This is a genomic window from Butyrivibrio sp. INlla14 (assembly GCF_900102515.1).
GTDB lineage: Bacteria > Bacillota > Clostridia > Lachnospirales > Lachnospiraceae > Butyrivibrio.
The window spans coordinates 100,957-125,237 of record NZ_FMVS01000002.1 but is presented as its reverse complement, the minus strand read 5'-3'; the positions used below and the strand labels follow the sequence as shown (position 1 = coordinate 125,237).

Here is a 24,281-nt window from a genome sequence, read left to right as displayed (position 1 = left end):
AATTCTGGATGTGTATGCATCTAAGTTTTGGAAGGGGATATAAGATGAGCAAAAAGAATCTTGATTGGGCCAATATTGGATTTGGCTACATGGTTGCAGATAAGCGCTATGTTTCAAATTATAAGGATGGAAAGTGGGATGAGGGTACTCTTACCACAGATTCAACAGTAACTCTTAGTGAGGATGCTGGAGTTCTTCATTATGCACAGGAGTGCTTTGAAGGACTTAAGGCATACGAAACAGAGGATGGTAAAATAGTCACTTTCAGACCTGACCTTAATGCTAAGCGTATGGTTGATTCTGCTGAGCGCCTTGAGATGCCTTCTTTCCCAGAGGACAGATTTATAAAGGCTGTTGAAGAGGTTGTTGCAGCCAATAAGGACTGGGTTCCTCCATACGGAAGCGGTGCAACACTTTACATTAGACCTGTTATGTTTGCTACAGGAAATGTAATTGGAGTTAAACCTGCTGATGAGTATCAGTTCAGAATCTTCGTAACTCCTGTAGGCCCATACTTCAAGGGCGGAGCTAAGCCAATCGTTGTTAAGATTTCAGATTATGACAGAGCTGCTCCTCACGGAACAGGTAATATCAAGGCTGGTCTTAACTATGCTATGAGTCTTCATGCTATTGTAACTGCTCATGAGGAAGGCTTTGCAGAGAATGTTTATCTTGATGCTGAGTCCAGAACATATATTGAGGAAACAGGCGGAGCGAATATCATCTTTGTTACCAAGGATGGAGGACTTGTTGTTCCTAAGTCACATACAGACTCAATTCTTCCTTCCATCACTAGAAGATCTATTGTATATGTTGCAAGAGAGATTCTAGGTATGAATGTAGAGGAGAGACCCGTCAAACTGTCAGAAGTATCTGACTTCGTAGAAATGGGCCTCTGCGGAACAGCAGCTGTTATCAGCCCTGTTGGCAAGATCAACGACCATGGCAAGGAAATCTGCTTTGCAAGTGGAATGGATGAAATGGGACCTGTAATGAAGAAGCTTTATGATACACTTACAGGAATTCAGATGGGAACTGTTGAAGCTCCTGAGGGATGGATTCATGTAATTGAGTGATAAACTGAAGCTGATAAGAAGAAATGTGTAAATAGTTAATAGAGAAAAATGTGGCGCTGTGATTAAGTTCACAGCGCTATTTTTATGCAATTAATTAAGTATTCTTAATTGCGCAAATTGTTGAAAAAATTCTGGCTATACAATAATATATAAAATAGGAAACGCAAAAACGTATATTGTATTCAGGGAAAATGGAGGAGGATACAGATATGGCTAAGGATTATTTCTTGAAGACAGAAAACAACACTAAACTATCCATTGCAGATCTTGAAGAACCAGTGAGGGAAAATTATCACGAATTTTTTAGTCCTCTTGGATGTAGATTTAGCAGAGTATATTTTGGCTGGAATCATGGTAAACCGCTGTTGTGGAGAGTTCTTAAGAAGGAATGTACAGACTTTAATGGCGAAAAATTTGGTGATAGGAAAACTTTACTGATTGATTGCGACTCTGTAATATCAAAAGGTATTTATGATTCCTCCAAAAAAGACAAAGGACAGCTTTCAAGATGGAGAAATTGCTGGCTGAATAGTTTTCTTAATGGGGAATTTTATGCTGACAATGTAAAATTGAAAAATTATATTGCGCCAAGCTATAAGAGAGAAAAGAATAGTTCAGACTATAATACTGTGGCTGTTAATTTTGAACCTCTTGAAGGTGAAAATTTCTTTGTTCTGGATTGTTCTGAGATATTAAATAGTGGGTACTATGGTGGCACTCATGGCATGTGGGATTCAAACCCACAATTTGCAAAGCGCTTTGAAAAAGAGGTTACGAACTATTGGCTTCGCTCATACACAAATGATACTACCGCAGTTTATATGTATTTTTTTAATCATGGTAATGGGGATGATTATCAATTTGAAAATGCCGATAAAACCGCTTCGATTGGAATAAGCCCGGCTTGCAATATTGATATGTCTAGTATTTTATTATCTTCAGAGGTAAAAGCTGGGTGTTATAAGTTGACTTTTATAGATAAAAATAGATCGGTTAAGCTTTCGCCAAGCAAAAAACCAGAAGTAAAAGGCAATACTGTTACAATTAATTATACTGTTTCTGGATTAGAGAATAGTAATTCGTTTGCCTTGATGATTTTGGATAAGGAATATACATCCCAGAACACTAACAATGCTTCTATTTTGTACTATGAGCAAGTAGATATTAATTATACTTCAGGGCGTAGAGGAAAATCAGAATTCAATTTACCTGGAAAGTTTAATATTGGTGACTGGGGCGAAAACTACAGAGTTTATATGATGGTAGAAAGCGCCAATTGGGATTATGAAAGCGACTATGCTTCTATGCCTGTAGAAATTAAAAGTAGTGACCTTGGCCTGGATAGTTTTAGTATTAGCTTTGATCTAAATGGAAAGAATGGTAATGCACCAACAACCCAGACAGTTAAAAAAGGCGGGGTTGCCACGGAACCAGAATACCTTGAGATTGATGGCTACTACGTAGAAGGCTGGTACGATGGAAAGACTTGTTTTGATTTTTCAAAGCCAGTTAATAAAAATTATAAGCTTGTAGCTAAATGGGTAAAGGCAGATAATGCCGGTATTTGGGTTGATGGAAGACGCTTACCTAGTAAGGGAGCAACTTTAGAATTAAAACAGGGAAAAGTTGTTTTTTCTCCTGGTGCAAAGGCGAATAAGTTAAGATTTATCAATGCACTTGTAACAAGGTGTTCTAAAACCAAACAAGGAAGATCAGCTGGAATATATGTCTCAAATATGGCGGTTACTATAACAGGAGATGTAGAAATAAACGTTCCAGATGCTGACCATTCCATTTTTGTAGATAGAACTGACAATAAAAAAGAAGCTTCAATTACTTTCGATGCTTCTTCTAGTGTTGCTACATCGGTTACAACAACAGGAAGCAACTTTGCGGTTATGGCAGAAAATGCAAAGGTTATTTTTTCCTCTGCAAATGTAATGATAAAAGATGCTAATAGGAGGGCGCTTGTAGCAGTTGGTGGAGGAAAACTAATCCTGGAAGATGATGTTTCGCTTGTGTCTCCTAGAAATTCTTTCGTTAGAAAAGTAGATGATGACAGTGTTTTATATGAATCAGACGGAAGGACACCGGCAACGACTGCCTATATTGTTGGCCATTATGAGGGCGTTTATGATATTTGGGTTGGCGAAAGTCAGGTTAATTTCGGTAAGCCAAATAGAAAGATAAAGTGTGATGAAGGAGAGGCAGAATTTGATCCTAAGACAAGGACACTTACTTTCTATAATGCAAAGATTAAAAAGGGTTACCAGATCGATGGCGGCAGGTGTGTTGGCATTTACTCAAGAAACGAGAACCTCACTATCAAAGGAGATCTGACAATTGATGATCCATCTTTAGAAGCAGGCATTCGCTGTGATGATTTTACTGTGTCTGACAGTCCACTTAAGATTGAAGGATATATTAAGATAAATGCAGGCAAATATGGCATACAGACACATCTAAAGGATGTTACCTTTGGAAAGGGAACATTTGATATTAATACATCTGATGATAAGGGATCTGCACTATACGTAAACGGCAAGACCGACCTTAAGTCATCAGGAGCTAAGATTACCTCTCCTAAGGGTGGCGCAAACATATATGATAACAATACGGGATATAGTTTTGTGTATGATACTCCAAATGGAGAAAAGATTTCGTCTGATGTTGTTATAAAAGCATAACTAAATAGATGCCTGGAGGGTGGTAGAAATACCACCCTCTTAACACATCAGTTGCAAGCAAACCTTTGTTCCATTATTATATTTATAGTGAAAAAAGTAATGAAGTGGGGATTATAAATGATTGCATATGTAAACGGAATCCTTGAAAACATCGAGGAGGGGCTTGCCGTCATTGATGTTAATGGAATTGGAGTAAATGTATTTATATCAGGCTCTACTATGGATAGAATGCCTGGAATTGGTGAGGCAGTTAAACTCTACACCTACACCAATGTCAAAGAGGACTCTTTTACCCTGTTCGGGTTTTTATCAAGAGATGAACTTAATCTTTTCAAGATGCTGATAACTGTAAATGGGATAGGTCCTAAGGGTGGACTTTCTATTTTGTCTGTCATGACACCGGATGATCTTAGATTTGCAATTCTTGCAGGAGACAGTAAGAGCCTTTCTAAGGCTCCTGGCATAGGTAAGAAGACTGCTGAGAGAATCACATTGGAACTTCGTGATAAGCTCAAGGTCTCTGAGGATGAACTTCTTGGAGGCGGCGCTTTAGCTACTTCTATATCTGGTGCAGCAGGCGAATCTGATGGTGTTAACCCTGCAAGAGACGAGGCTGTTGCAGCTCTGGTTGCCCTTGGGTACAACTCTACGGATTCTATGAAGGCAGTAAGGAAAGTTCTGGCATCAAGCCCTGAAGCTGGTGATGATACAGAAAGACTCCTCAAGCTGGCATTAAAAGAAATGTTCTGAACACTTAGGCAACAACTAAAGTGAATTGAAATTAGATAATAAAGCAAATGGTATAAAAACATGGAAAAGCGAAAGATAAATACCACCGCTCGAAGCGTGGATACAACTGAAAAGGCTGAGGATGCCAGAATTGAAGGTTCCCTTCGCCCCAAACGCCTTGATAATTACATAGGGCAAAAGAAAATAAAAGAGAGCCTTCAAATCTATATTGAAGCTGCCAAAAAGAGAGGAGAGTGTCTGGATCACCTTCTCTTTTACGGACCACCTGGTCTTGGTAAGACTACTCTTTCTGTAATAATTGCAGCGGAGATGGGGGTAAATATTAAGATAACAAGCGGACCTGCTATAGAAAAGCCTGGAGATATGGCTGCAATTTTAAACAATCTTCAGGAAGGAGATGTACTTTTTGTTGATGAGATACACCGCCTTAACAGACAGGTAGAAGAGGTCCTGTACCCGGCAATGGAGGACTATGCTATTGATATCATGATAGGTAAAGGCCCTACAGCCAGATCTATAAGACTAGACCTTCCGCATTTTACCCTGATTGGGGCAACCACAAGGGCTGGAATGTTATCGGCACCACTACGAGACAGATTCGGAATGGTCCACAGGATGGAATTTTATGATCTTGATGAGCTTAGTACAATCATCATGCAGTCTGCAAAAGTTCTAAATGTAGAGGTAGATGAAAAGGGAGCTTTGGAAATGGCAAGGAGAAGCCGCGGAACCCCTAGACTTGCAAATAGAATACTGAAGCGAGTAAGAGACTTTGCAGAGGTTAAGTATGATGGCAGGATCACAGAGAATGTTGCTATTACAGCACTTGACCTTATGGATGTTGATAAAATGGGACTTGACCATACTGACAGAAATTTACTTATGACGATGATAGGCAAGTTTTCAGGCGGACCTGTTGGACTTGATACACTTTCTGCTGCGATAGGAGAAGATCCTGGCACTATAGAGGACGTATATGAGCCTTATCTTATAAAGAACGGCTTTATCAACAGAACACCCAGAGGCCGCGTGGTTACTGAGGCTGCATATCATCATTTAGGGCTTGAAATGCCGGAGTCTGGTGAAGTATAATGTGAATGATATATTTTTGGGTCTATTGTAGTTATTAAAGGCGAGGGGAGTAATATGGCATCTAAGACAGATACAGAGGTAATAATCGGGGGAAAGGTTTTTACCTTAAGTGGATACGAAAGTGAGGAGTACCTTCAGAAGGTAGCCTCCTATATCAATAACAAGATTGCTGAATACAACAAGATAGATGGTTTTAAACGTCAGCCTATCGATACTCAGAACGTTCTTTTGCAACTTAATATTGCAGATGATTATTTTAAGTCCAAGAAGCAGATAGAACTTATGGAGGAGCAACTCTCTGAGAAAGAGAAGGAACTCTATGATCTGAAGCACGAACTTATAGCCACACAGATCAAGCTTGAGAACACTGAGAAAAATGGCAAGAATCTTCAGACCAAGCTTGATGATTCTTCCAAGAAGATAATTCAGCTTGAGACCCAGATTAAGGGAACAGGTAGTAAGAAATAATGATTAGGGCTGCTGTACCAGCAGCCTTTTTAAGTTTTTAAGTCTTTAAGGTTTTGATCATGAATAAAAAAGTTGAACTTTTGGCGCCAGCTGGCGGATACGAGACAATGGTAGCTGCTTTTAATGCAGGAGCAGACGCGGTATATCTTGGTGGTTCCAAATTTGGAGCAAGAGCTTATGCCGACAATTTTGACACTGAGCAGGTACTGGATGCTATCAGATATGCCCATTTACATGATAAGAGAATTTACATGACAGTTAATACCCTGGTAAAAGAAAGAGAGTTTAGCCAGGTCTATGACTTTATGGTACCTTTTGCTCAGGAAAGGCTTGATGGGGTAATAGTACAGGATCTTGGTGTCATGCGCCTTATTCGGGATGAGTTTCCTGATATTGAATTACATGCCAGCACTCAGCAGACTGTTACTGGAGTCTATGGAGCCAGGCTCTTAAAGGACCTTGGATGCTGCAGAGTAGTGCCAGCCAGGGAACTTAGCCTTATGGAGATGAAGGCTATTAGAGAGAAGGCCGATGTTGAGGTTGAGGCCTTTATTCATGGAGCTATGTGCTATTGCTATTCAGGAGCATGTCTTTTTAGCAGCATGGTCGGAACAAGAAGTGGTAATAGAGGAAGATGTGCGCAGCCCTGCAGGCTACCATATCAACTAAAGGGAACTTCGGCGGGAGGCGAAACCTATCCTCTTAGCCTTAAAGATATGTGCACCATAGGCATTATTCCTGAACTTATTGAGGCGGGAATTGATTCCTTCAAGATAGAGGGCCGCATGAAAAAGCCTGAATATGCTGCAGGTGTAACAGCTCTTTATCGTAAATATATTGATAGATATTATGCTGACAGAAAGAGCGACATGACAGTTTCAAGAGAGGATATGGACATCCTTAAAGGCTTATATCTTAGAACTGGCATCAGCGAAGGGTATTACCATCAGCATAATGGAAGAGACATGGTGACCATCACATCACCAGCTTACAATGGAACCTCTGATAAGGTTCTTAACATGGTAAAAGAGAAATATCTCACAGGCGAAAAGAAGATTGATTGCAGGCTGGATGCATATCTTACTCTTGGAGAGCCCATGGTTCTTACTATGGCTGTCAAGAAGAATGGCGAAGAAATCTATGAAACTGTCACAGGAAGTGAAGTTCAGGCTGCCAGCAAGAGACCTATGGATGAGGCATCAATCAGAAAACAGCTTGAAAAACTTGGGAATACACCATTTGTGGCCAAAGATATAAATATTTCAATAGAGGATCTTGGACAAGGCTGTGGGATATTTGTTGCTGTCAGCGAGCTGAATGAACTTAGAAGAGCCCTTGCTGAACAGATGTTGGACAAATTGACAGATAAAGGCCAGAAAGAAAGCTTTCAACATAAAGAATCTTATAATGATCGTGCTGATGCTCAAAAAGGTGAAGAGATTAGTACAGATTGTATTGATAAGACGGGTTTATTCCACGTTCTTGTGAATACAAGCGAGCAGCTTGAAGCTGTAATAGAGACTATTAAAGACTATACTGAGAAAATAAGAGTATACGTTGACAGTGATCTGTTTTTTAAGCTATCAGACTGGGCGGCGTCAGAGATAAAAGCTTTTAAGGAAGAAGAAAAGGCTGAATTTATTGTGGCTCTTCCATTTATGACGAGACAAGAGAAGCACGACGGAACTAGAGATATTGAGCAGATAGCTAGAGCCATGCAAGATGGTCTGTTCTCCGGAGTTCTAGTAAGAAATCTGGAGCAGATAGGTTTTTTGAGAGATATCTCTTTTGATGGCAAGGTAATACTTGATTACGGTGTATACATGTGGAATGGCCAGGCAGCTAATATGGCTATGGAATTTGGGAAAGAGGACTTTAAGATCAGAGAACTATCGATTCCGCTTGAAGTAACATTCCATGAAGCCAAGGAGATTGCGGATTCTATTATTGAAAAAACTGGTGCTATAGTATCTTACAATGTGTACGGCGCTGCACCTATGATGATCAGCGCAGGCTGTGTCAAGAAGACACTTGATAAGTGCAGCGGAAGATTAAATGAGTTTAACAGGGAAAAGATGACTCTTGTAGATAGAATGGGCAATAACCTTCCTGTTACTACAAACTGCCGTAACTGCTATAATGTGATCTGGAATGCACATCCGACTTCTCTTCACAAGAAGCTTGAGAGTATTAGAAATTCAGGGAAATTTGATCATTTAAGGATTGACCTTACTACGGAAAATAAGAAAGAAAGTATTGAAATCTTAAGTGCCTTTTTATACGGGGATCAGGATGAACTTAGAAATCTTGATGATAAGGGTTATACAACAGGTCACTTTAAGCGGGAAGTAGAATAGACAGATGGAAATTTATGTGACGGAAATATCTAAATATGTGATCACGCTGTTACTTTTTTTGTATACCTTGGAAGCCTTTTTGGTTTTCATAAGAAAGACGGAAGAAGACAGAAAAGGCGTGTACATAAGACAGATAATCTTAATGTTTGCAGTACAGATAGCGTGCTTTGTCCAGATCCTTGCAAGGACTGGCAAGGCCCAGTACGCATTTTTCTTTGCATTTCAGATAATTATTTTCGCATCTGTGCTGACACTTTTTTATTTGATTTATCCTGAGGGGAACAGGTTACTGATAAATAATAGCTGCATGCTTCTTATGATAGGAATGATCATACTTACAAGACTTTCCTATGATAAGGCTATCAAGCAGTTTTTTATAATTACAGCGTCTTTTGTTGTGGGATTCTTTGTTCCTGAGCTTATCTTCAGGTTTAACTTTCTCAAGAAATTTACTTATGTATATGCAGGTGCTGGAATAGTTGCTATTGGTGCCGTTCTCATACTTGGAGCAGCTACGCATGGCTCCAAGATCAGCTATACGATAGCCGGAATCACTTTTCAGCCCTCGGAATTTGTAAAGATAGTCTTTTTGTTTTTTATGGCAGCGGCCCTTTATAAATCAGAATCAATATTGGAGCTTTTTTTGACTTCGGTGATCGCGGCGGCACACGTTATAATTCTTGTTTTATCAAGGGACCTTGGAAGTGCGCTTATCTTTTTCGTGATTTATCTGGCACTTATTTATATTGCAACAGAAAATATTGGATATCTGGCTATAGGCCTTTCATTTGGCGTATTGGCAAGTGTGATCTCCTACAAGCTCTTTACACATATTCAGGTGAGGGTGCAGGCGTTTTTGGATCCTTTCAGCGATATAGAAAGGACGGGCTACCAGATTTCGCAGTCCTTGTTTGGAATCAGCAGCGGTTGCTGGTTTGGACTTGGGCTTTATGGGGGCTCGCCCCAGTCTATTCCTTATGTTGAAAGAGATTTTATTTTTTCAGCAATAGCAGAAGAACTTGGAGTATTATTTGCTATTTTTATGGCTCTTATCTGTGTCAGTACCTTTATTATGCTGATGGTTGAGGGCTATTATATAAGAGATAAGTTCTACAGGCTCATAATTACTGGAGTTGCAGTGGCGTATATATTCCAGACTTTCCTCACTATAGGTGGCGGAGCTAAGTTCATACCTCTTACAGGAGTTACTCTTCCTCTTGTGAGTTATGGAGGAACATCTGTATTTGTTACTGTTTTTATGATCATGATATCAGAAGGCGTGTGCATGATCAGAGTGGATGAGGAATATGAACTTGAGGAGAGAAGACGCAAAAGAGCAAGACAGCAAAGGCGACTTGACAGAGACCAGACTTACAGGAAAGAAACTTACAGACAAGAGGATACAGGCAGAGATGGAAGATCTCAGGAATATACCAAGAGACAAAAGACAAACTAAGAAAAAAATAAGATCAAAGCCAATCATTGTACTATCGGTTTTTTATATTGCTTTATTTGGATCACTTTTGGGATATATCTGTAATTACGCATATAGCAACAAGCAGGAACTTTTTAATAACAGCTATAATACAAGACAGCAGATTATACTTTCCCAGAATTACAGGGGTGAGATATTATCTAGAAATGGCGATGTCCTCGCTTATACAGAAACTGATTCTGATGGAACAGAAAAAAGAGTTTACCCATATGGCAAGGAATTTGCTCATGTAGTTGGCTATTCTACAAATGGTAAGGCCGGAATAGAGGCCATGGCCAACTATTATCTGATAAATACAAATATTGACCTTCAGGATAAGGTTAAATATGAGGCTGCTGGTTCCAAATATCCAGGAGATAACGTTTATACAACTCTTGATGTTAATCTTCAGGAGGTTGCTTTTAATGCACTTTCTGCAAGAAAGGGAGCGATAGTTGTAACTGATCCAAAAACCGGAGAGATACTTGCTATGGTATCAAAGCCTGATTTTGATCCAAATACCATTGCTGATGAGTGGGAGTCTATGATAGCAGATACTTCTCCTGATGCTAAACTTCTAAACAGGGTAACGCAGGGAGTTTATCCTCCTGGATCAACTTTTAAGATAGTTACAGCACTTGCCTATATCAAGGCACATCCAGATGATTACAAGAATTACAGATTTAGCTGTAATGGAAGATATAACTACGATGGTAACACTATTTCCTGCTATCACGGGGAAAATCATGGAGCTGTGGATTTTACCAGTTCTTTTGCCAAGTCCTGTAATTCATCATTTGCTAATATTGGACTAAGCGTAGATAGGGAGACCTTTGACAGGGCCTTGGAGGATCTTTTGTTTAATCAGGAGCTTCCCCTTACAATTAACTATTCTAAATCCAGCGCTGAATATGATGCCGCAACTTCAACCGGCGATATAATGCAGCTTTCAATTGGACAGGGAACAACTAGTGTAACACCTATTCATATGAATATGATCACCTGCGCTATTGCCAATGATGGTGTTCTTATGAAGCCATACCTTGTAACTTCTGTAAAAACTGAGACTGGCAAGGTTGTAAAAAGCTTTTCTTCCGAAGAGTACAAAAGACTTATGTCTTCTGAAGAAGCTACAATCCTTACTGAAATGATGGAAGAGGTAGTTCAAAGCGGTACTGCCAGCAAGCTAAAGGGGCTTACCTATACGGCTGCGGGCAAGACTGGATCAGCAGAGTTTAATTCAGGAACTTCTGATTCCCACGCCTGGTTTACTGGTTTTGCGCCTGCAGATGATCCTGAGATATGCGTCACAATTATAGTAGAGAATGCAGGTAGTGGAGGAAGCTATGCTGTTCCAATTGCCAAAAGAATATTTGATGCATATTTTGATGCGTAATATAATAGGATAAAGGTGTCAGTAGTTAATTTTGTCACCATATGATTTTTGTTTATGATTTGGGGAAGAGAAAATGAGAAAACGCGGGTTTTGTGAGTTTTCCAAGGACCTTTACTGGGGAACAAGTGTCAAAAAAAGGGCCTTGGTAAAATGGAACCTATATCATGGCTGTGGCCAGTTTAATATATTTTGTGTCACTAAGGCCATGAACCAAAATGATCAGCTTGATATCATACACTGTGCCTTTTTGAGGCAACCCTACTACAGGGTTCATCCTGTTTTTATCTATGGGATAGCCTCTAGCTATGAAGAAGCACTTGATATAGTACTTAGGATATCTCAGGAAGCTTCTATTGCAGGTCTTGATGGAAGATTATCAGATTATCTTCTTAAGGCATGATTATCATTTGGGGAAGTGAGAGTTTTGTATGTTGGCGGGAGTATTAACGGTTCTTAGGATAATAGGGATAGTTTTGCTGTGGATATTGGCAATTATCCTTGCAATATTGCTTCTTATCCTGCTTGTTCCTATCAGGTACAGGCTGGATGCAAATGTTCCGGAAATGGAATTTGAGGAAGGCTTTGATACGGATAAGATAAGTTGCAGCGCCAAGATTACCTGGCTGCTTCATTTTATAAGCGCTACTATCGCTTATCCTGATAATAAGGAATTTACGGTTAAAATCTTAGGGATAAAGATATTACCTAAATCCGAGAAAGAGGATGATGACAAAGCCAGGGGCGAGAAGAAGAGAAAAAAGAAAGAAAAAACTGATGATGAAAGCTCCGAAGAGGCTGGTAATAATCTTGAGACTAAGTCACCTAGCAGTCAAAATGATGTTACCGATGCTGAGCAGGCTGAAAATCCAGATATAGTTCCAGAGGAAAAACAGGATTTGGAACAGGATAAAGAAAAAGTCTCAGAATCCGATAATATAGATATAGGATATGAGGACGAAGAAGAAAAAACTCCTATTGAAATAGTATTACAAATTGTTGAAAGAGTTCAGAATTTTCTTACAACACCACTTAATGTGTTTGAAAATATCAGATATACAACATCTAGACTTTATGATAAGATAAGGATGATAAAAACTACACTTGAAAACGATATTTTCAAGCGAGCATTTGAGCTGGTTAAGAGAAAACTTATCAGGCTTTTGAAGATGATAGCACCTGATAAAGCGAGAGTTGATCTTAAACTAGGATTGGGAGATCCGGCAGATACAGCAGAGGTTATGGCATTATATGGAGCTTTTTATCCAGTAATATTCAGGAAAGTTTCGTTTGAACCAGATTTTGACAGGAAAGTTATTTATGCAGATGCTCATTTTAAGGGGCATATAACAGTTGCGACTGTTTTATATTGTGTTGGCGTCTGCTACTTTAATAAAGATGTGAAAAAAGTCATCAGAAGATTTAAGAAAATCTTAAATTCCTGATAGATATCGTTGGAGGTGTGTTTTGGGTAATTTTAATGAGGTTGTAGAGTCTTTACTCGGTGGGATGAACAAAGTTATGGGGGCCAAGACAGTTGTTGGCGAGGCTACTCAGATAGGAGATACAGTTATTGTACCTCTTGTAGATGTTTCCTTTGGCGTAGGTGCTGGATCAAGCACAGCTGACAAGAAAAATGGCGGATGCGGCGGATTTGGAGCCAAGATGTCTCCAAGCGCAGTTCTTGTTATTAAAAATGGTTCAACCAAGCTTGTTAATATCAAAAATCAGGATGCTGTGACTAAGGTTCTTGATATGATTCCGGATGTTATGGATCATTTCTCTGCCAAAAAAGAAAACATGATGGCTGACGATCAGGCAATCGACATAGCTTTCCCTAAAGAGGATAAGTAAATCCTTACAGCCCTTTAAATGGGAGGATTCATATGTTAGATAGAGAAAGAATTGAGGAAATAATACTTAATGGTTCAGAAGATGAACTTTCTGAATTGCGTCTGTGGCTTTTTAAAGAGAGCGTAAGGCTTGAGAATCAGGAGAGTTCTCTAGAGGATAGATATGCCAGATTAGAAGCTGACGAGATGGCTTTTAAAGAGAGAATGGATATTGCCGAGAGAAAGCTTGAGACAGCAACCAAAAAGCTCAATAACGACAAGGCTTTATTTGACCAAAGGCTTCGCATTCTTAACAATGGATTTGACCAGTTAAACGGTGACAAGAAGAAACTTGAAAATGAATACATAAGACTCGAGAGAGAAAAGGCTATACAGAGAGAAAATGAATACGATGCTCTTGATCTTATGTTCAGAGGAGTAGATAATCCTCTTTCATTAAAAAAGAGATATAAGGACCTTATGAAGATGTTCCATCCTGATAATATCGCTGGTGATCAGGAGATGGTACAACTTATCAATGAGGAATATGCTGCTCTTTGTAGACAGTTTAATATAAGTATCATCAACTAAATTACGATATACATAAAATATTAATTTGTTTTACGGGGAATTATATGGTAATCTAATCAAGCCGTTGCTTTTCTTAGCAATGGCTTGTATGTGTTAACGGGGATCATTAATTTGGGATGTACTTTTTATTGGACTTGTTATTTGTTAATATGTGCATGACGGATGACAAGGGAATTTGATAGTACCCCATATCTGGCGTTTCTGCCGGAGTTTTCCAGTTTTATTACTGTAGAATGCAAAATCGTAACTAAAAATGAATTAATATGTTGACACACCCGAACATTTGTTTTAGTATAGTTATATAAACGAACGGGTGTTCTGAAAAGGAGATTAGTATGGAAAGAGAAGAGAAACAGAAAGCATTAGAAGCAGCACTGGGACAGATTGAGAAGCAGTTTGGAAAGGGCGCTGTGATGAAGCTTGGTGATTCATCTGATACCATGAATGTTGAGACTATCCCAACAGGTTCACTTAGTCTTGATATTGCACTTGGCCTTGGCGGAATTCCTAAGGGCAGGATTGTTGAGATCTATGGTCCTGAGTCCAGTGGTAAGACTACAGTAACATTACATATGATCGCTGAGGTTCAGAAGAGAGGCGGTATAGCAGGCTTTATCGATGCAGAGCATGCACTTGATCCTGTATATGCCAAGAACATCGGCGTAGATGTTGATAATCTTTATATTTCACAGCCTGATAGTGGTGAGCAGGCACTTGAAATCACAGAGACGATGGTTAGATCTGGCGCTATCGATATCGTAGTAGTTGACTCTGTTGCAGCTCTTGTTCCTAAGGCAGAGATTGATGGTGACATGGGAGATTCGCATGTGGGACTTCAGGCCAGACTTATGTCACAGGCTCTTCGTAAGCTTACAGCTGTTATCAGCAAATCTAATTGTACTGTAATCTTTATCAACCAGCTTCGTGAGAAGGTTGGCGTTATGTTTGGTAATCCAGAGACTACAACTGGTGGACGTGCTCTTAAGTTCTATTCATCAGTTCGTATGGATGTTCGTCGAATTGAGGCTATCAAGCAGAATGGTGAAGTTATTGGTAACAGAACAAGAGTTAAAGTAGTTAAGAACAAGATTGCTCCTCCTTTCAAAGAGGCAGAATTTGATATTATGTTCGGTAAGGGAATATCTGCAACTGGTGATATTTTGGATCTTGCTGCAGGTGTTGATATTGTAAATAAGAGCGGTGCATGGTATCAGTACGAAGGTGAGAAGATTGGACAGGGTAGAGAGAATGCAAAGCTTTACCTGGAGAATAATCCAGCTGTTCTTGCAGATATTGATGCTAAGGTAAGGGCTAAATATGGGCTTCCAGTAAATGGAGATGTTGTAGCAAATGCAGATGCAGATTCAGAAGCTGCACCAGCTAAGAAGACAAAGGCTTCAAAGTAATAGTACTCGGCATATGATAATATCAGACATTGTTGAACTTGATAAGAAGAGAAATAAGGTCTTTATTGACGGAGAATTTGCTTTTGTATTATACAAGGGTGAACTTAGAACTTACTCTATTAAGCCTGGGAATGAACTCTCAGATGCTGTATACCAGGAAATCATAGGGGTAGTACTTTCCAAGAGGGCTAAGCTTCGCGCTATGAACCTTTTGCAAAAAAAGGATTATACAGAAAGACAACTACGAGACAAACTTGCAGAGGGTTTATATCCTGATGAGCTTATTGATGAAGCGATAGATTATGTTAAATCCTACAAGTATCTTGATGACGAACGCTTTGCCAGGGACTATATAACTTATCATATGTCTCTGCGTAGTCGAAACCGAATTATTCAGGACTTGTCTAATAAAGGAATAGATAAGGAATTGATATCGTCAATTATTGATGAGTTATATTGCGATGAAGATTCGGATGTGGAACTTGATCAGATCTCTAAGCTACTTGCCAAGAAGCATTACGATGACTCCATGGATTTTAAGGACAAGCAGAAAATAATGGCATTTCTCTTGAGAAAAGGCTATTCTATGTCCAATATAAAACATGCAATGGATAATTGTAGTCCCGATATACCTTGACACTGCATTTTATAAAAGGTAAAATTTAAGTGTTGTAAAATTGTATTTAAGTACGCAAGTGATTGATATTTTTTAAGCGTACTATACAAAATATTGTACAATGAAAATTGAATAAGGAGGTGCTCCTGTAATGCCCGGTATTATTATTGCAGTAGTAGCAACTCTTGTCATTTCTGTACTTGTAACTTGGGTTTTGTCAAACTCATACCATAAGAAGGTAACTGAGGGGAAAATCGGAAGTGCTGAGGAAAGGGCAAGAAAGATTATTGACGAGGCACTCAAAACTGCTGAGGAGACAAAGCGTGAGAAACTTTTGGAAGCCAAGGAAGAAGCGTTAAAGACACGCAACGAGTTGGAAAAGGAAGTTAAGGACCGTAGAAATGAGGTTCAGCGCTCTGAGAGAAGAGTTCAGCAGAAAGAGGAAAACGTCGAGAAGAGATCGGAAGCGATCGAGAAGAAAGAGCAAAGCTTGAATGCTCGTGAGGAGGCGCTCAATAAAAAGAGTGACGAGGTTGCTAAGCTTAATGAACAAAGGCTACAGGAACTTGAGAAAATCTCTGGCTTAACCTCCGAACAGGCAAAAGAGTATCTTTTAAAGATCGTAGAAGATGATGTGAAGCATGAATCAGCTGTCATGATCAAGAACATGGAAGCTGAAGCCAAGGAAGAAGCAGATAAGAGAGCCAAGGAAATCGTTGTAAATGCAATTCAGAGATGTTCTGCAGACCACGTTTCTGAGACAACTATATCTGTAGTACAGCTACCTAACGATGAGATGAAGGGTAGAATCATTGGTAGAGAGGGTAGGAATATCAGAACTCTTGAAACAATGACTGGTGTTGATCTTATTATCGATGATACACCAGAGGCAGTAGTAATTTCTGGATTTGATCCAATTCGTAGAGAAGTTGCTCGTATAGCACTCGAGAAGCTTATTGTAGATGGACGTATCCATCCTGCAAGAATCGAGGAAATGGTTGAAAAGGCACAGAAGGAAGTAGCTGCCAAGATCAAGGAGGAAGGTGAGAATGCCGCTATTGAGGCTGGTGTTCATGGACTTCATCCTGAAGTCATCAAGATTCTCGGCCGTATGAAGTTTAGAACTAGTTACGGTCAGAACTGCTTGAAGCATTCCGTAGAGGTTGCACAGTTGTGCGGACTTCTTGCTTCAGAATTTGGACTTGATGTTCGAGTTGCTAAGAGAGCCGGACTCTTACATGATATTGGTAAGGCTGTTGATCATGAGCTTGAAGGCTCACATATCCAGCTGGGTGTTGATATTTGTAAGAAGTACAAGGAATCTCAGATTGTTATCAATGCAGTAGAGGCTCATCATGGAGATGTAGAGCCACAGTCTCTTATAGCAATTCTTGTACAGGCTGCTGATACTATTTCTTCAGCTAGACCTGGAGCTAGAAGAGAAACACTTGAAACTTACACATCAAGATTAAAAGAACTCGAGGAAATCACTAATAGCTTTAAGGGTGTTGATCACTCATTTGCTATTCAGGCCGGACGTGAAGTCAGAGTAATGGTTGTTCCTGAGCAGGTTTCAGACGCTGATATGGTGCTCATGGCTCGCGATATTGCCAAGAAGATCGAGGACGAGATGGAATATCCCGGACAGATCAAGGTCAATATTATTAGAGAGAGCAGAGCAACAGATTACGCCAAGTAATATTTTAAAATTAAAAGACCATCCAGAAATGGATGGTCTTTTTAGTTACACAGATTGGCAAGCAAATGGATATTCGAATAAACAAACTATTTTTTTGTAATTCTAAAGCTTGTTATTTTCTTTAATATGATGGCTAGGACTATTGTTATGAATACTTCGCTTATAAAGAGTAGGAGAATACTTAAATTACTAAATGCTCTGTTCTGACCAAGTCTTGTCATATGAACGATGACTATATGATGTACCAGGAAATACTCGTAGCTATAGGCTGCGAGAAGTGATACTACCTTCATAAATCCATTTGCCCTATCAAGTGCTTTTTCAAGGAAAGAACATATAATGAAAATAGTAAGGCACTGAATCGGAATCTGGAAACTGTCAATGCCTGGAAGTGTGAACGGGCACAGCACAAATATGAGGTTAAGTGGAATGCTGATAAATAGAGCAATCTTAGGAATATCATCTATAACCATGGCAAGGAACATTCCCAGGATGAAATCATAAATCTTTATAGCTATATTCATGTACATATTGACGCCGTTAAATATCGGAATATCCTGATAAAACATATTGATAAGAACGTAATAGGCAGTTGCTGCTATAATTGTCGCATATTTATTTTTTTGCATTGCAAGGCGAAGTAGAGGATACAAAAGGTAAATTAGTATAAGACAACCCAGGAACCATTCTCCAATGCCAAGAGAGCATGTAGGAACACCGAAATTTTCAAGGTAGGCATCCATGCCCAGAAGAGTAAAAATAAAACTTATTGGAAGAAGCTTTTTTTCTCCAAAGGGGTTTGAAACTTGCATTTCACCGATACATAAAAGGAAAACGAAGTAGCATACGTAGACTATATAAAAAGGTATCAGGATCTTTTTGAATCGTTTTATATAAAAGTCTTTTATACTGAAGTGCTTATTGGAATCTTTGGCCCCTAACATAAGGCCGCAGCCTGATAACATAAAGAATAAGCAGACTCCTATCTTGGCTATATGCATATTTCTATTTTCAAAGAAAAATGAAATACTTTCAAGCTGACGAATTCCATAGATGTAAAGTGTGATCAACATGTGATAGAATACTATTGTGAACATTGAAAGAACTCTTAATAAGTTCATGAAGTTATATCTTTTTTTCATAAAAGCTCCATAAGATATTGGATTATATTTCTTATCTGTAATTACCTATGATGATACAACATAGGCGGAGATATTTTCAATTGCTAGCAAAACATATTGCAATATATAAAAAATTGTGTACAATGTAATTTATAGGATTAAGCTTAACCAAAAATAATGCATAAGGGGTGATCAGAAATGCACGAATCAGGTGAAGATTATATTGAGACCATATATCTTTTGAAAAAGAAAAAGGGTACAGTCCGTTCAATTGATGTTGCTAATGAACTTGGATTTTCAAGACCTAGTGTTTCGAGGGCTGTTGGAATTTTAAAAGATAACGGTCTTGTTACAGTAGCTGATGATGGAGAACTGGTGCTTACAGAGGAAGGTCTTAAGACAGCCAAGTCAGTATATGAGAAACACAAGAATTTAACTACATTTCTTATGATGACAACTGGCGTAGATGAGACTATTGCTGAAAATGATGCCTGCAGGATAGAACATATCATTAGTCCTGAGACTTTTAAAGGTATCAAGAAATTCATTAAGGAACATAAAGAGCAGAAATAATTAAGATAGATATTTGGATGCTTATAAAGGCTCTCTTTACTGCATTGCGGTAAGGAGAGCTGTTTTGTGTTATAGTAGTCATTGAGGTGAATGAATATGCTACCAGAATTATTCTTGGAGCGAATGAAAAAGCTCCTTTCTGAAGATGAATATGAAGAATTTGTAAAGAGCTTTGGAGATGACGAAGCCAGATATCATGGCCTTAGGATAAATGCGATAAAGGCTTGTGATAATGTAGAAGAAAAATTAAAGGCGATTGGAATTAGGATTGATGAGCCTTTAAATAAGGTGCCCTGGGAAGAAAATGGCTACTACTACGAAAATGATGCTGCTCCAGGAAAGAGCCCCTATCATGAAGCTGGACTTTACTATATCCAGGAACCCAGTGCCATGTCTCCTGTGTGCTTCCTTGATCCAAAGCCAGGTGAGAGAATCCTTGATCTTTGCGCTGCACCAGGAGGGAAAAGTACTCAGATAGCTGTAAGGATGAAGGGAGAGGGAATCCTTGTTACCAATGAGATAAACAGGGATAGAGCCAAGATTCTTTCTCTTAATGTAGAGAGGCTGGGAATCAGAAATGCTCTTGTATTAAATGAGGACTCAGGCAGCCTTTCCCAGATATTTGAGGGATACTTTGATAAGATCCTGGTGGATGCACCATGTTCAGGAGAGGGGATGTTTAGGAAAAATGCAGAAGCTGCTTTTTCTGAATGGAGTCCTGAAAATGTAACAATCTGTAGCGAGAGGCAAAAAGAAATCCTTGATAATGCTGCTAAAATGCTTTTGCCAGGTGGAACTTTAGTATACTCAACCTGTACCTTTGCTCCTAAAGAAAATGAAGAGTCCATATTTAGATTTTTGGCAACCCACCCTGATTTTAAGGTAAAAGAAGTACCTCTTTATGAAGGCATGGACAATGCAAGAAGTGAGTGGATTTCAGAAGATTGCCTAAATGAATGCAGAGCCCTTTGTGGTCAATATTATGGAACTGAACAGAATCTGGATGAAATAGAAGCTTCCTTGAAAAAACAGGTACAGAGAGCTATAAGACTATGGCCTCACAAACTTCGCGGCGAAGGGCATTTTTTATGTGTTCTAAAGCGCGACGGAGAGCTTCTTGACAGGAATAAGGATAATTATGTTCCCGGAGGAAGAAATGTTCCTGCCAAAAAGGAAATTCAAAAGCTTTTCTGGGAGTTTGCAGACAGCTCTTTATCTTTTGCCAGCAGAAAGGAAATGATCTTAAATAGCGGCATTAGACTTGATGGTACAATGTTTATGTTTGGAGATCAGCTTTATATCTGTGATTCCAAGATGCCTGGAATAAATGGTCTTAAGTGCATGAGGCCAGGGCTCCATCTTGGAACCATAAAAAAGGATAGATTTGAGCCATCACATGCTCTTGCGCTGGCAATCAAGGCTGAAGATGCAAAGGCTTTCGTCTCTTATAAAGAAGACAGCCAGGAAATAAGGCAATACCTAAATGGCCAGACAGTTAGATGCGACAAAGACCTGCAAAAGGGCTGGACACTTATCATGGTTGATGAATATAGCATAGGCTGGGCCAAGCAAGCGGGAGGAATGCTCAAAAATCATTATCCAAAAGGACTACGAATAAATTACTAACTGTTTTGGGAAGGATGAGACTTGAAGAAATTACTAATATATCTAAGAGATTACAAAAAGGAAACAATATTAGGACCGCTATTTAAGCTCCTTGAGGCATCATTTGAACTTATGGTGCCTCTTGTGATCGCAGCCATCATCGATAAAGGCATAGCCAGTAAAGACATGGGATATTGTCTAAGGCTAAGCCTTGTTTTAGTACTTCTGTGCTTTGTGGGATTTGTCAGTGCTGTGACAGCCCAGTATTTTGCTGCCAAGGCGGCAACTGGATTTGCCAAAAAGCTTAAAAGAGCTCTTTTTGATAATATACAAAAACTCTCTTTTTCTGATATGGATAGAGTTGGAACCTCTGCAATGATAACCAGGATCACGACAGATATGAACCAGGTTCAACAGGGCGTCAATATGACGATCAGACTACTTCTACGTTCACCCTTTGTTGTATTTGGCGCTATGATCATGGCCTTTACTATTGATGCAAGACAGGCTCTGATCTTTGCGGTTACAATTGTTTTGCTGTCTGTGGTTGTCGTTTCCATAACTGCCTGGAGTATACCAAGATATGAAAAAATTCAATCTGGCCTTGATGTTCTCCTTAAATTTACAAGAGAAAATCATTCAGGCGTAAGAGTTATAAGAGCTTTTGGGCTTGAGGATGAGGAAAAAGATAAATTCAACAAGCAAAATAATATTCTTCTTGGAATACAGAAATTTGTAGGCTCTGTGACAGCTCTTATGAATCCTTTGACCTATGCTATTTTGAATCTTTCTATAGCATATTTGATCTATAAGGGAGCCATCCTTGTAAATAATGGCGACCTGACTCAGGGCCAGGCTGTTGCTTTATATAACTATATGACGCAGATTCTTGTAGAACTTATAAAGCTTGCAAATCTTGTCATAACAATGACCAAGGCCATTGCTTCTGGAAACAGAGTCCAGGAGCTTCTTGAACTTGAATCTTCTATGAAGGATGGGGTGGTCACAACCTTTGATTCTACAAAGGAGCATGTCCGTTTTGAACATGTTTCTATGAGATATGAGGGTGATAGTGAAGACAGCCTTGCAGATATTTCTTTTACTGCTTCCAGAGGCGAGAAAATTGGTATCATTGGAGGAACGGGTAGTGGTAAGTCCAGCCTTATAAGCCTTATTCCAAGATTCTATGATGCCAGAGAGGGAGAAGTTCTTATTGATGGCAGAAATGTTAAGGATTATAGCCTTGAGGCTCTAAGAGAGAGAATTGGAGTTGTTCCGCAAAAGGCAGTTCTTTTCCATGGGACTATCAGAGATAACATGAAGTGGGGCAAAAAAGATGCTACAGACGAAGAAATATACGAAGCTCTTTCAATTGCTCAGGCCAAAGAAGTCGTTGATGGCAAGGAGGGTGGACTTGACTACATGGTGGCACAGGGAGGTAAGAACTTCTCTGGCGGTCAAAAGCAAAGACTGTCTATTGCCAGAGCACTTGTAAGAAAGCCTGAAATTCTTATACTTGATGACAGCGCCTCAGCCCTTGATTATCTTACTGATAAGAACCTAAGAAAAGCCATATCTGATATGAAAGATGCTCCTACTACTTTTATTGTATCCCAAAGAGCTTCCGCGGTTTTATCCTGTGATAAGATAATAGTTCTTGATAATGGAACAGTATCTGATATTGGAACTCATGATGAGCTCCTGTCAAGGTGCGAGCTTTATAAGGAAATCTATGATTCACAGTTTAAGAAGGAGGGAGCAGTATGAAAAAAGGAACACTTAAAAAAGTACTGAAATATGCTGCTAAATACCGCTTTCTTATAGTAGCATCCATGGCTCTTGCTGTAGTGACAGCCCTTTTATCCTTGTATGTTCCAATTCTTGCAGGACGGGCTATAGACCATGTAATTGGGAAAGGTAACGTGGATTTTGCAGGCGTAATAAAAATTCTCATAAATATGGTCGTATGTGTTGTAGTTATTTCTATTTGTCAGTGGTTTATGAATAAGGCAAATAACAAGATAACTTTTTCAGTCGTAAGAGATGTTCGTACTGAGGCTTTTGACAAGCTTCAAAAGCTTCCCTTTGAGTATATTGATTCCAAGCAGACAGGAGACATTGTATCAAGGATAATATCTGACGTTGATTTGTTTTCTGACGGACTTTTAATGGGATTTACACAGCTCTTTACTGGTGTCGTTACAATTGCAGGCACGCTTGTTTTTATGTTCTACCTAAACTTTAAGATTGCCCTTGTAGTGGTTGTGATGACGCCACTTTCGCTTATTGTTGCCAAGTTTATAGCAGATAAGTCATTTAGCCTCTTTAAAACTCAGAGCCAGGCCAGATCTGATCAGACTTCTTTTGTTGATGAGATGATAGGAAATCTCTCTGTAGTTAAGGCTTTTGCTCATGAAGATGAGAACATGGATAGCTTTGATGAGATAAACGAAAGACTTGAAAAAGCCAGCATCAAAGCCACATTTATTTCATCTCTGACAAATCCAGGAACAAGGTTTATTAATAACCTTGTTTATGCTGCTGTTGCTCTATTTGGTGCATTTTCGTGTATTTCAGGTGGTATGACTGTTGGTGGCCTTACAATATTCCTTAGTTATGCCAATCAGTATACTAAGCCTTTTAATGAGATATCAGGAGTAATAACTGAGCTGCAGAATGCCCTTGCCTGTGCAGAAAGGGTATTTAGTCTCATAGAAGAAAAGCCAGAGACAGCGGATAAAGAAAATGCTTATAAGCTTACAGACGTAAACGGCAATGTAGTGATGAAAGATGTTTCTTTTTCCTACGACAAGAGCAAAAAGCTTATTGAGAATCTTGATCTGAATGTAAAAAAAGGTCAGAGAGTAGCAATTGTAGGTCCAACAGGTAGTGGTAAAACAACACTCATAAATCTTTTAATGAGATTTTATGACGTTGATAAGGGCGCTATTACTATAGATGGCTATGACATACGAGATATCAGGCGAAGTGATATCAGAAATAATTTTGGAATGGTGCTTCAGGAGACCTGGCTTAGAAATGGAACTATTAAGGATAATATAACACTTGGCAGAGAAGGCTTTTCTGATGAGGATATAATTGCTGCTGCCAAGGCTTCCCATGCACATAGCTTTATCAAACGACTTCCTAATGGCTATGATACAGTTATTTCAGAGAATGGAGGTAATCTCTCTCAGGGACAGAAACAGCTTCTTTGCATAACAAGAGTAATGCTGTCTATTCCGCCTATGCTGATATTAGATGAGGCTACTTCTTCAATTGATACCAGCACTGAGATAAGGATACAGAAGGCTTTTAATAAGATGATGAAGGGAAGAACCAGCTTCATTGTGGCTCACAGACTCTCAACTATCAGAGAGGCAGATGTCATACTAGTTATGAAGGATGGCCATATTTTGGAGCAGGGGGATCACCAGACTCTTCTTGATCAGAAAGGCTTTTATTATGACCTTTATAACAGTCAGTTTGCATGAGAATATATTAATGCGATAATATGGAATAAGAATCGTGAAATAACTTT

Annotated in this window: 20 protein-coding genes; 19 read left to right on the top strand and 1 reads right to left on the bottom strand. The window is 39.2% G+C overall.

Annotation, left to right across the window (positions count from 1 at the left end):
• The first annotated feature begins 44 nt into the window (after positions 1 to 44).
• From BLO53_RS00540 to rny, 15 genes are all read left to right on the top strand, one after another.
• A complete protein-coding gene (locus tag BLO53_RS00540) occupies positions 45 to 1,076 on the top strand; it encodes a branched-chain amino acid aminotransferase (RefSeq protein ID WP_092058231.1) in 1,032 nt (343 codons plus the stop codon).
• A gap of 209 nt (positions 1,077 to 1,285) precedes the next feature.
• Positions 1,286 to 3,763, top strand: a complete 2,478-nt coding sequence (locus BLO53_RS00535) for an InlB B-repeat-containing protein (protein WP_176757090.1) — start codon at positions 1,286 to 1,288, stop codon at positions 3,761 to 3,763.
• A gap of 117 nt (positions 3,764 to 3,880) precedes the next feature.
• Positions 3,881 to 4,513, top strand: a complete 633-nt coding sequence (gene ruvA / locus BLO53_RS00530) for a Holliday junction branch migration protein RuvA (protein ID WP_092058227.1) — start codon at positions 3,881 to 3,883, stop codon at positions 4,511 to 4,513.
• A gap of 60 nt (positions 4,514 to 4,573) precedes the next feature.
• Positions 4,574 to 5,605: a Holliday junction branch migration DNA helicase RuvB gene (gene ruvB / locus BLO53_RS00525; RefSeq protein WP_092058225.1), complete on the top strand. Its 1,032-nt coding sequence runs from the start codon at positions 4,574 to 4,576 to the stop codon at positions 5,603 to 5,605.
• Between the two features lie 54 nt (positions 5,606 to 5,659).
• Positions 5,660 to 6,073, top strand: a complete 414-nt coding sequence (locus tag BLO53_RS00520) for a cell division protein ZapA (protein WP_026487955.1) — start codon at positions 5,660 to 5,662, stop codon at positions 6,071 to 6,073.
• 59 nt (positions 6,074 to 6,132) lie between these two features.
• Complete coding sequence (locus BLO53_RS00515) at positions 6,133 to 8,430, top strand: peptidase U32 family protein (protein WP_092058223.1); 2,298 nt, start codon at positions 6,133 to 6,135, stop codon at positions 8,428 to 8,430.
• A gap of 79 nt (positions 8,431 to 8,509) precedes the next feature.
• Complete coding sequence (locus BLO53_RS00510) at positions 8,510 to 9,886, top strand: FtsW/RodA/SpoVE family cell cycle protein (protein ID WP_242875260.1); 1,377 nt, start codon at positions 8,510 to 8,512, stop codon at positions 9,884 to 9,886.
• Positions 9,843 to 11,300: a peptidoglycan D,D-transpeptidase FtsI family protein gene (locus BLO53_RS00505; protein WP_092058219.1), complete on the top strand. Its 1,458-nt coding sequence runs from the start codon at positions 9,843 to 9,845 to the stop codon at positions 11,298 to 11,300. Before BLO53_RS00510 ends, BLO53_RS00505 begins: the two co-directional genes overlap by 44 nt.
• A gap of 73 nt (positions 11,301 to 11,373) precedes the next feature.
• Positions 11,374 to 11,700, top strand: a complete 327-nt coding sequence (locus BLO53_RS00500) for a hypothetical protein (RefSeq protein ID WP_092058217.1) — start codon at positions 11,374 to 11,376, stop codon at positions 11,698 to 11,700.
• Positions 11,701 to 11,728: 28 nt separating this feature from the next.
• Positions 11,729 to 12,742 (top strand): DUF2953 domain-containing protein, encoded by a 1,014-nt coding sequence (locus tag BLO53_RS00495; protein ID WP_092058215.1) that lies wholly within the window; start codon positions 11,729 to 11,731, stop codon positions 12,740 to 12,742.
• Positions 12,743 to 12,806: 64 nt separating this feature from the next.
• Positions 12,807 to 13,151: a GerW family sporulation protein gene (locus tag BLO53_RS00490; RefSeq protein WP_051196755.1), complete on the top strand. Its 345-nt coding sequence runs from the start codon at positions 12,807 to 12,809 to the stop codon at positions 13,149 to 13,151.
• 32 nt (positions 13,152 to 13,183) lie between these two features.
• On the top strand, positions 13,184 to 13,720 hold the full coding sequence (locus BLO53_RS00485; RefSeq protein WP_092058214.1) for a hypothetical protein: 537 nt from the start codon (positions 13,184 to 13,186) through the stop codon (positions 13,718 to 13,720).
• 335 nt (positions 13,721 to 14,055) lie between these two features.
• Positions 14,056 to 15,126: a recombinase RecA gene (gene recA, locus BLO53_RS00480; protein WP_051196713.1), complete on the top strand. Its 1,071-nt coding sequence runs from the start codon at positions 14,056 to 14,058 to the stop codon at positions 15,124 to 15,126.
• Positions 15,071 to 15,763: a regulatory protein RecX gene (locus tag BLO53_RS00475; RefSeq protein ID WP_092058212.1), complete on the top strand. Its 693-nt coding sequence runs from the start codon at positions 15,071 to 15,073 to the stop codon at positions 15,761 to 15,763. The genes recA and BLO53_RS00475 overlap by 56 nt, the downstream gene beginning before the upstream one ends.
• A gap of 130 nt (positions 15,764 to 15,893) precedes the next feature.
• Complete coding sequence (rny, locus tag BLO53_RS00470; protein ID WP_092058210.1) at positions 15,894 to 17,441, top strand: ribonuclease Y; 1,548 nt, start codon at positions 15,894 to 15,896, stop codon at positions 17,439 to 17,441.
• Between the two features lie 86 nt (positions 17,442 to 17,527).
• On the opposite strand, the gene BLO53_RS00465 is transcribed toward rny, so the two are convergent.
• Positions 17,528 to 18,583 (bottom strand): acyltransferase family protein, encoded by a 1,056-nt coding sequence (locus BLO53_RS00465; RefSeq protein WP_092058208.1) that lies wholly within the window; start codon positions 18,581 to 18,583, stop codon positions 17,528 to 17,530.
• A gap of 177 nt (positions 18,584 to 18,760) precedes the next feature.
• Here BLO53_RS00465 and BLO53_RS00460 point away from each other — a divergent pair, with 177 nt between their 5' ends.
• The 4 genes from BLO53_RS00460 (at position 18,761) to BLO53_RS00445 (ending at position 24,234) form a co-directional block, all read left to right on the top strand.
• A complete protein-coding gene (locus tag BLO53_RS00460) occupies positions 18,761 to 19,135 on the top strand; it encodes a metal-dependent transcriptional regulator (protein ID WP_092058206.1) in 375 nt (124 codons plus the stop codon).
• 96 nt (positions 19,136 to 19,231) lie between these two features.
• Entirely contained in the window at positions 19,232 to 20,761 is a 1,530-nt protein-coding gene (locus BLO53_RS00455) for an RsmB/NOP family class I SAM-dependent RNA methyltransferase (RefSeq protein ID WP_092058510.1), read from the top strand.
• 21 nt (positions 20,762 to 20,782) lie between these two features.
• A complete protein-coding gene (locus BLO53_RS00450) occupies positions 20,783 to 22,507 on the top strand; it encodes an ABC transporter ATP-binding protein (protein ID WP_092058204.1) in 1,725 nt (574 codons plus the stop codon).
• On the top strand, positions 22,504 to 24,234 hold the full coding sequence (locus tag BLO53_RS00445; RefSeq protein ID WP_092058202.1) for an ABC transporter ATP-binding protein: 1,731 nt from the start codon (positions 22,504 to 22,506) through the stop codon (positions 24,232 to 24,234). Before BLO53_RS00450 ends, BLO53_RS00445 begins: the two co-directional genes overlap by 4 nt.
• The last annotated feature ends 47 nt before the right edge of the window (positions 24,235 to 24,281 follow it).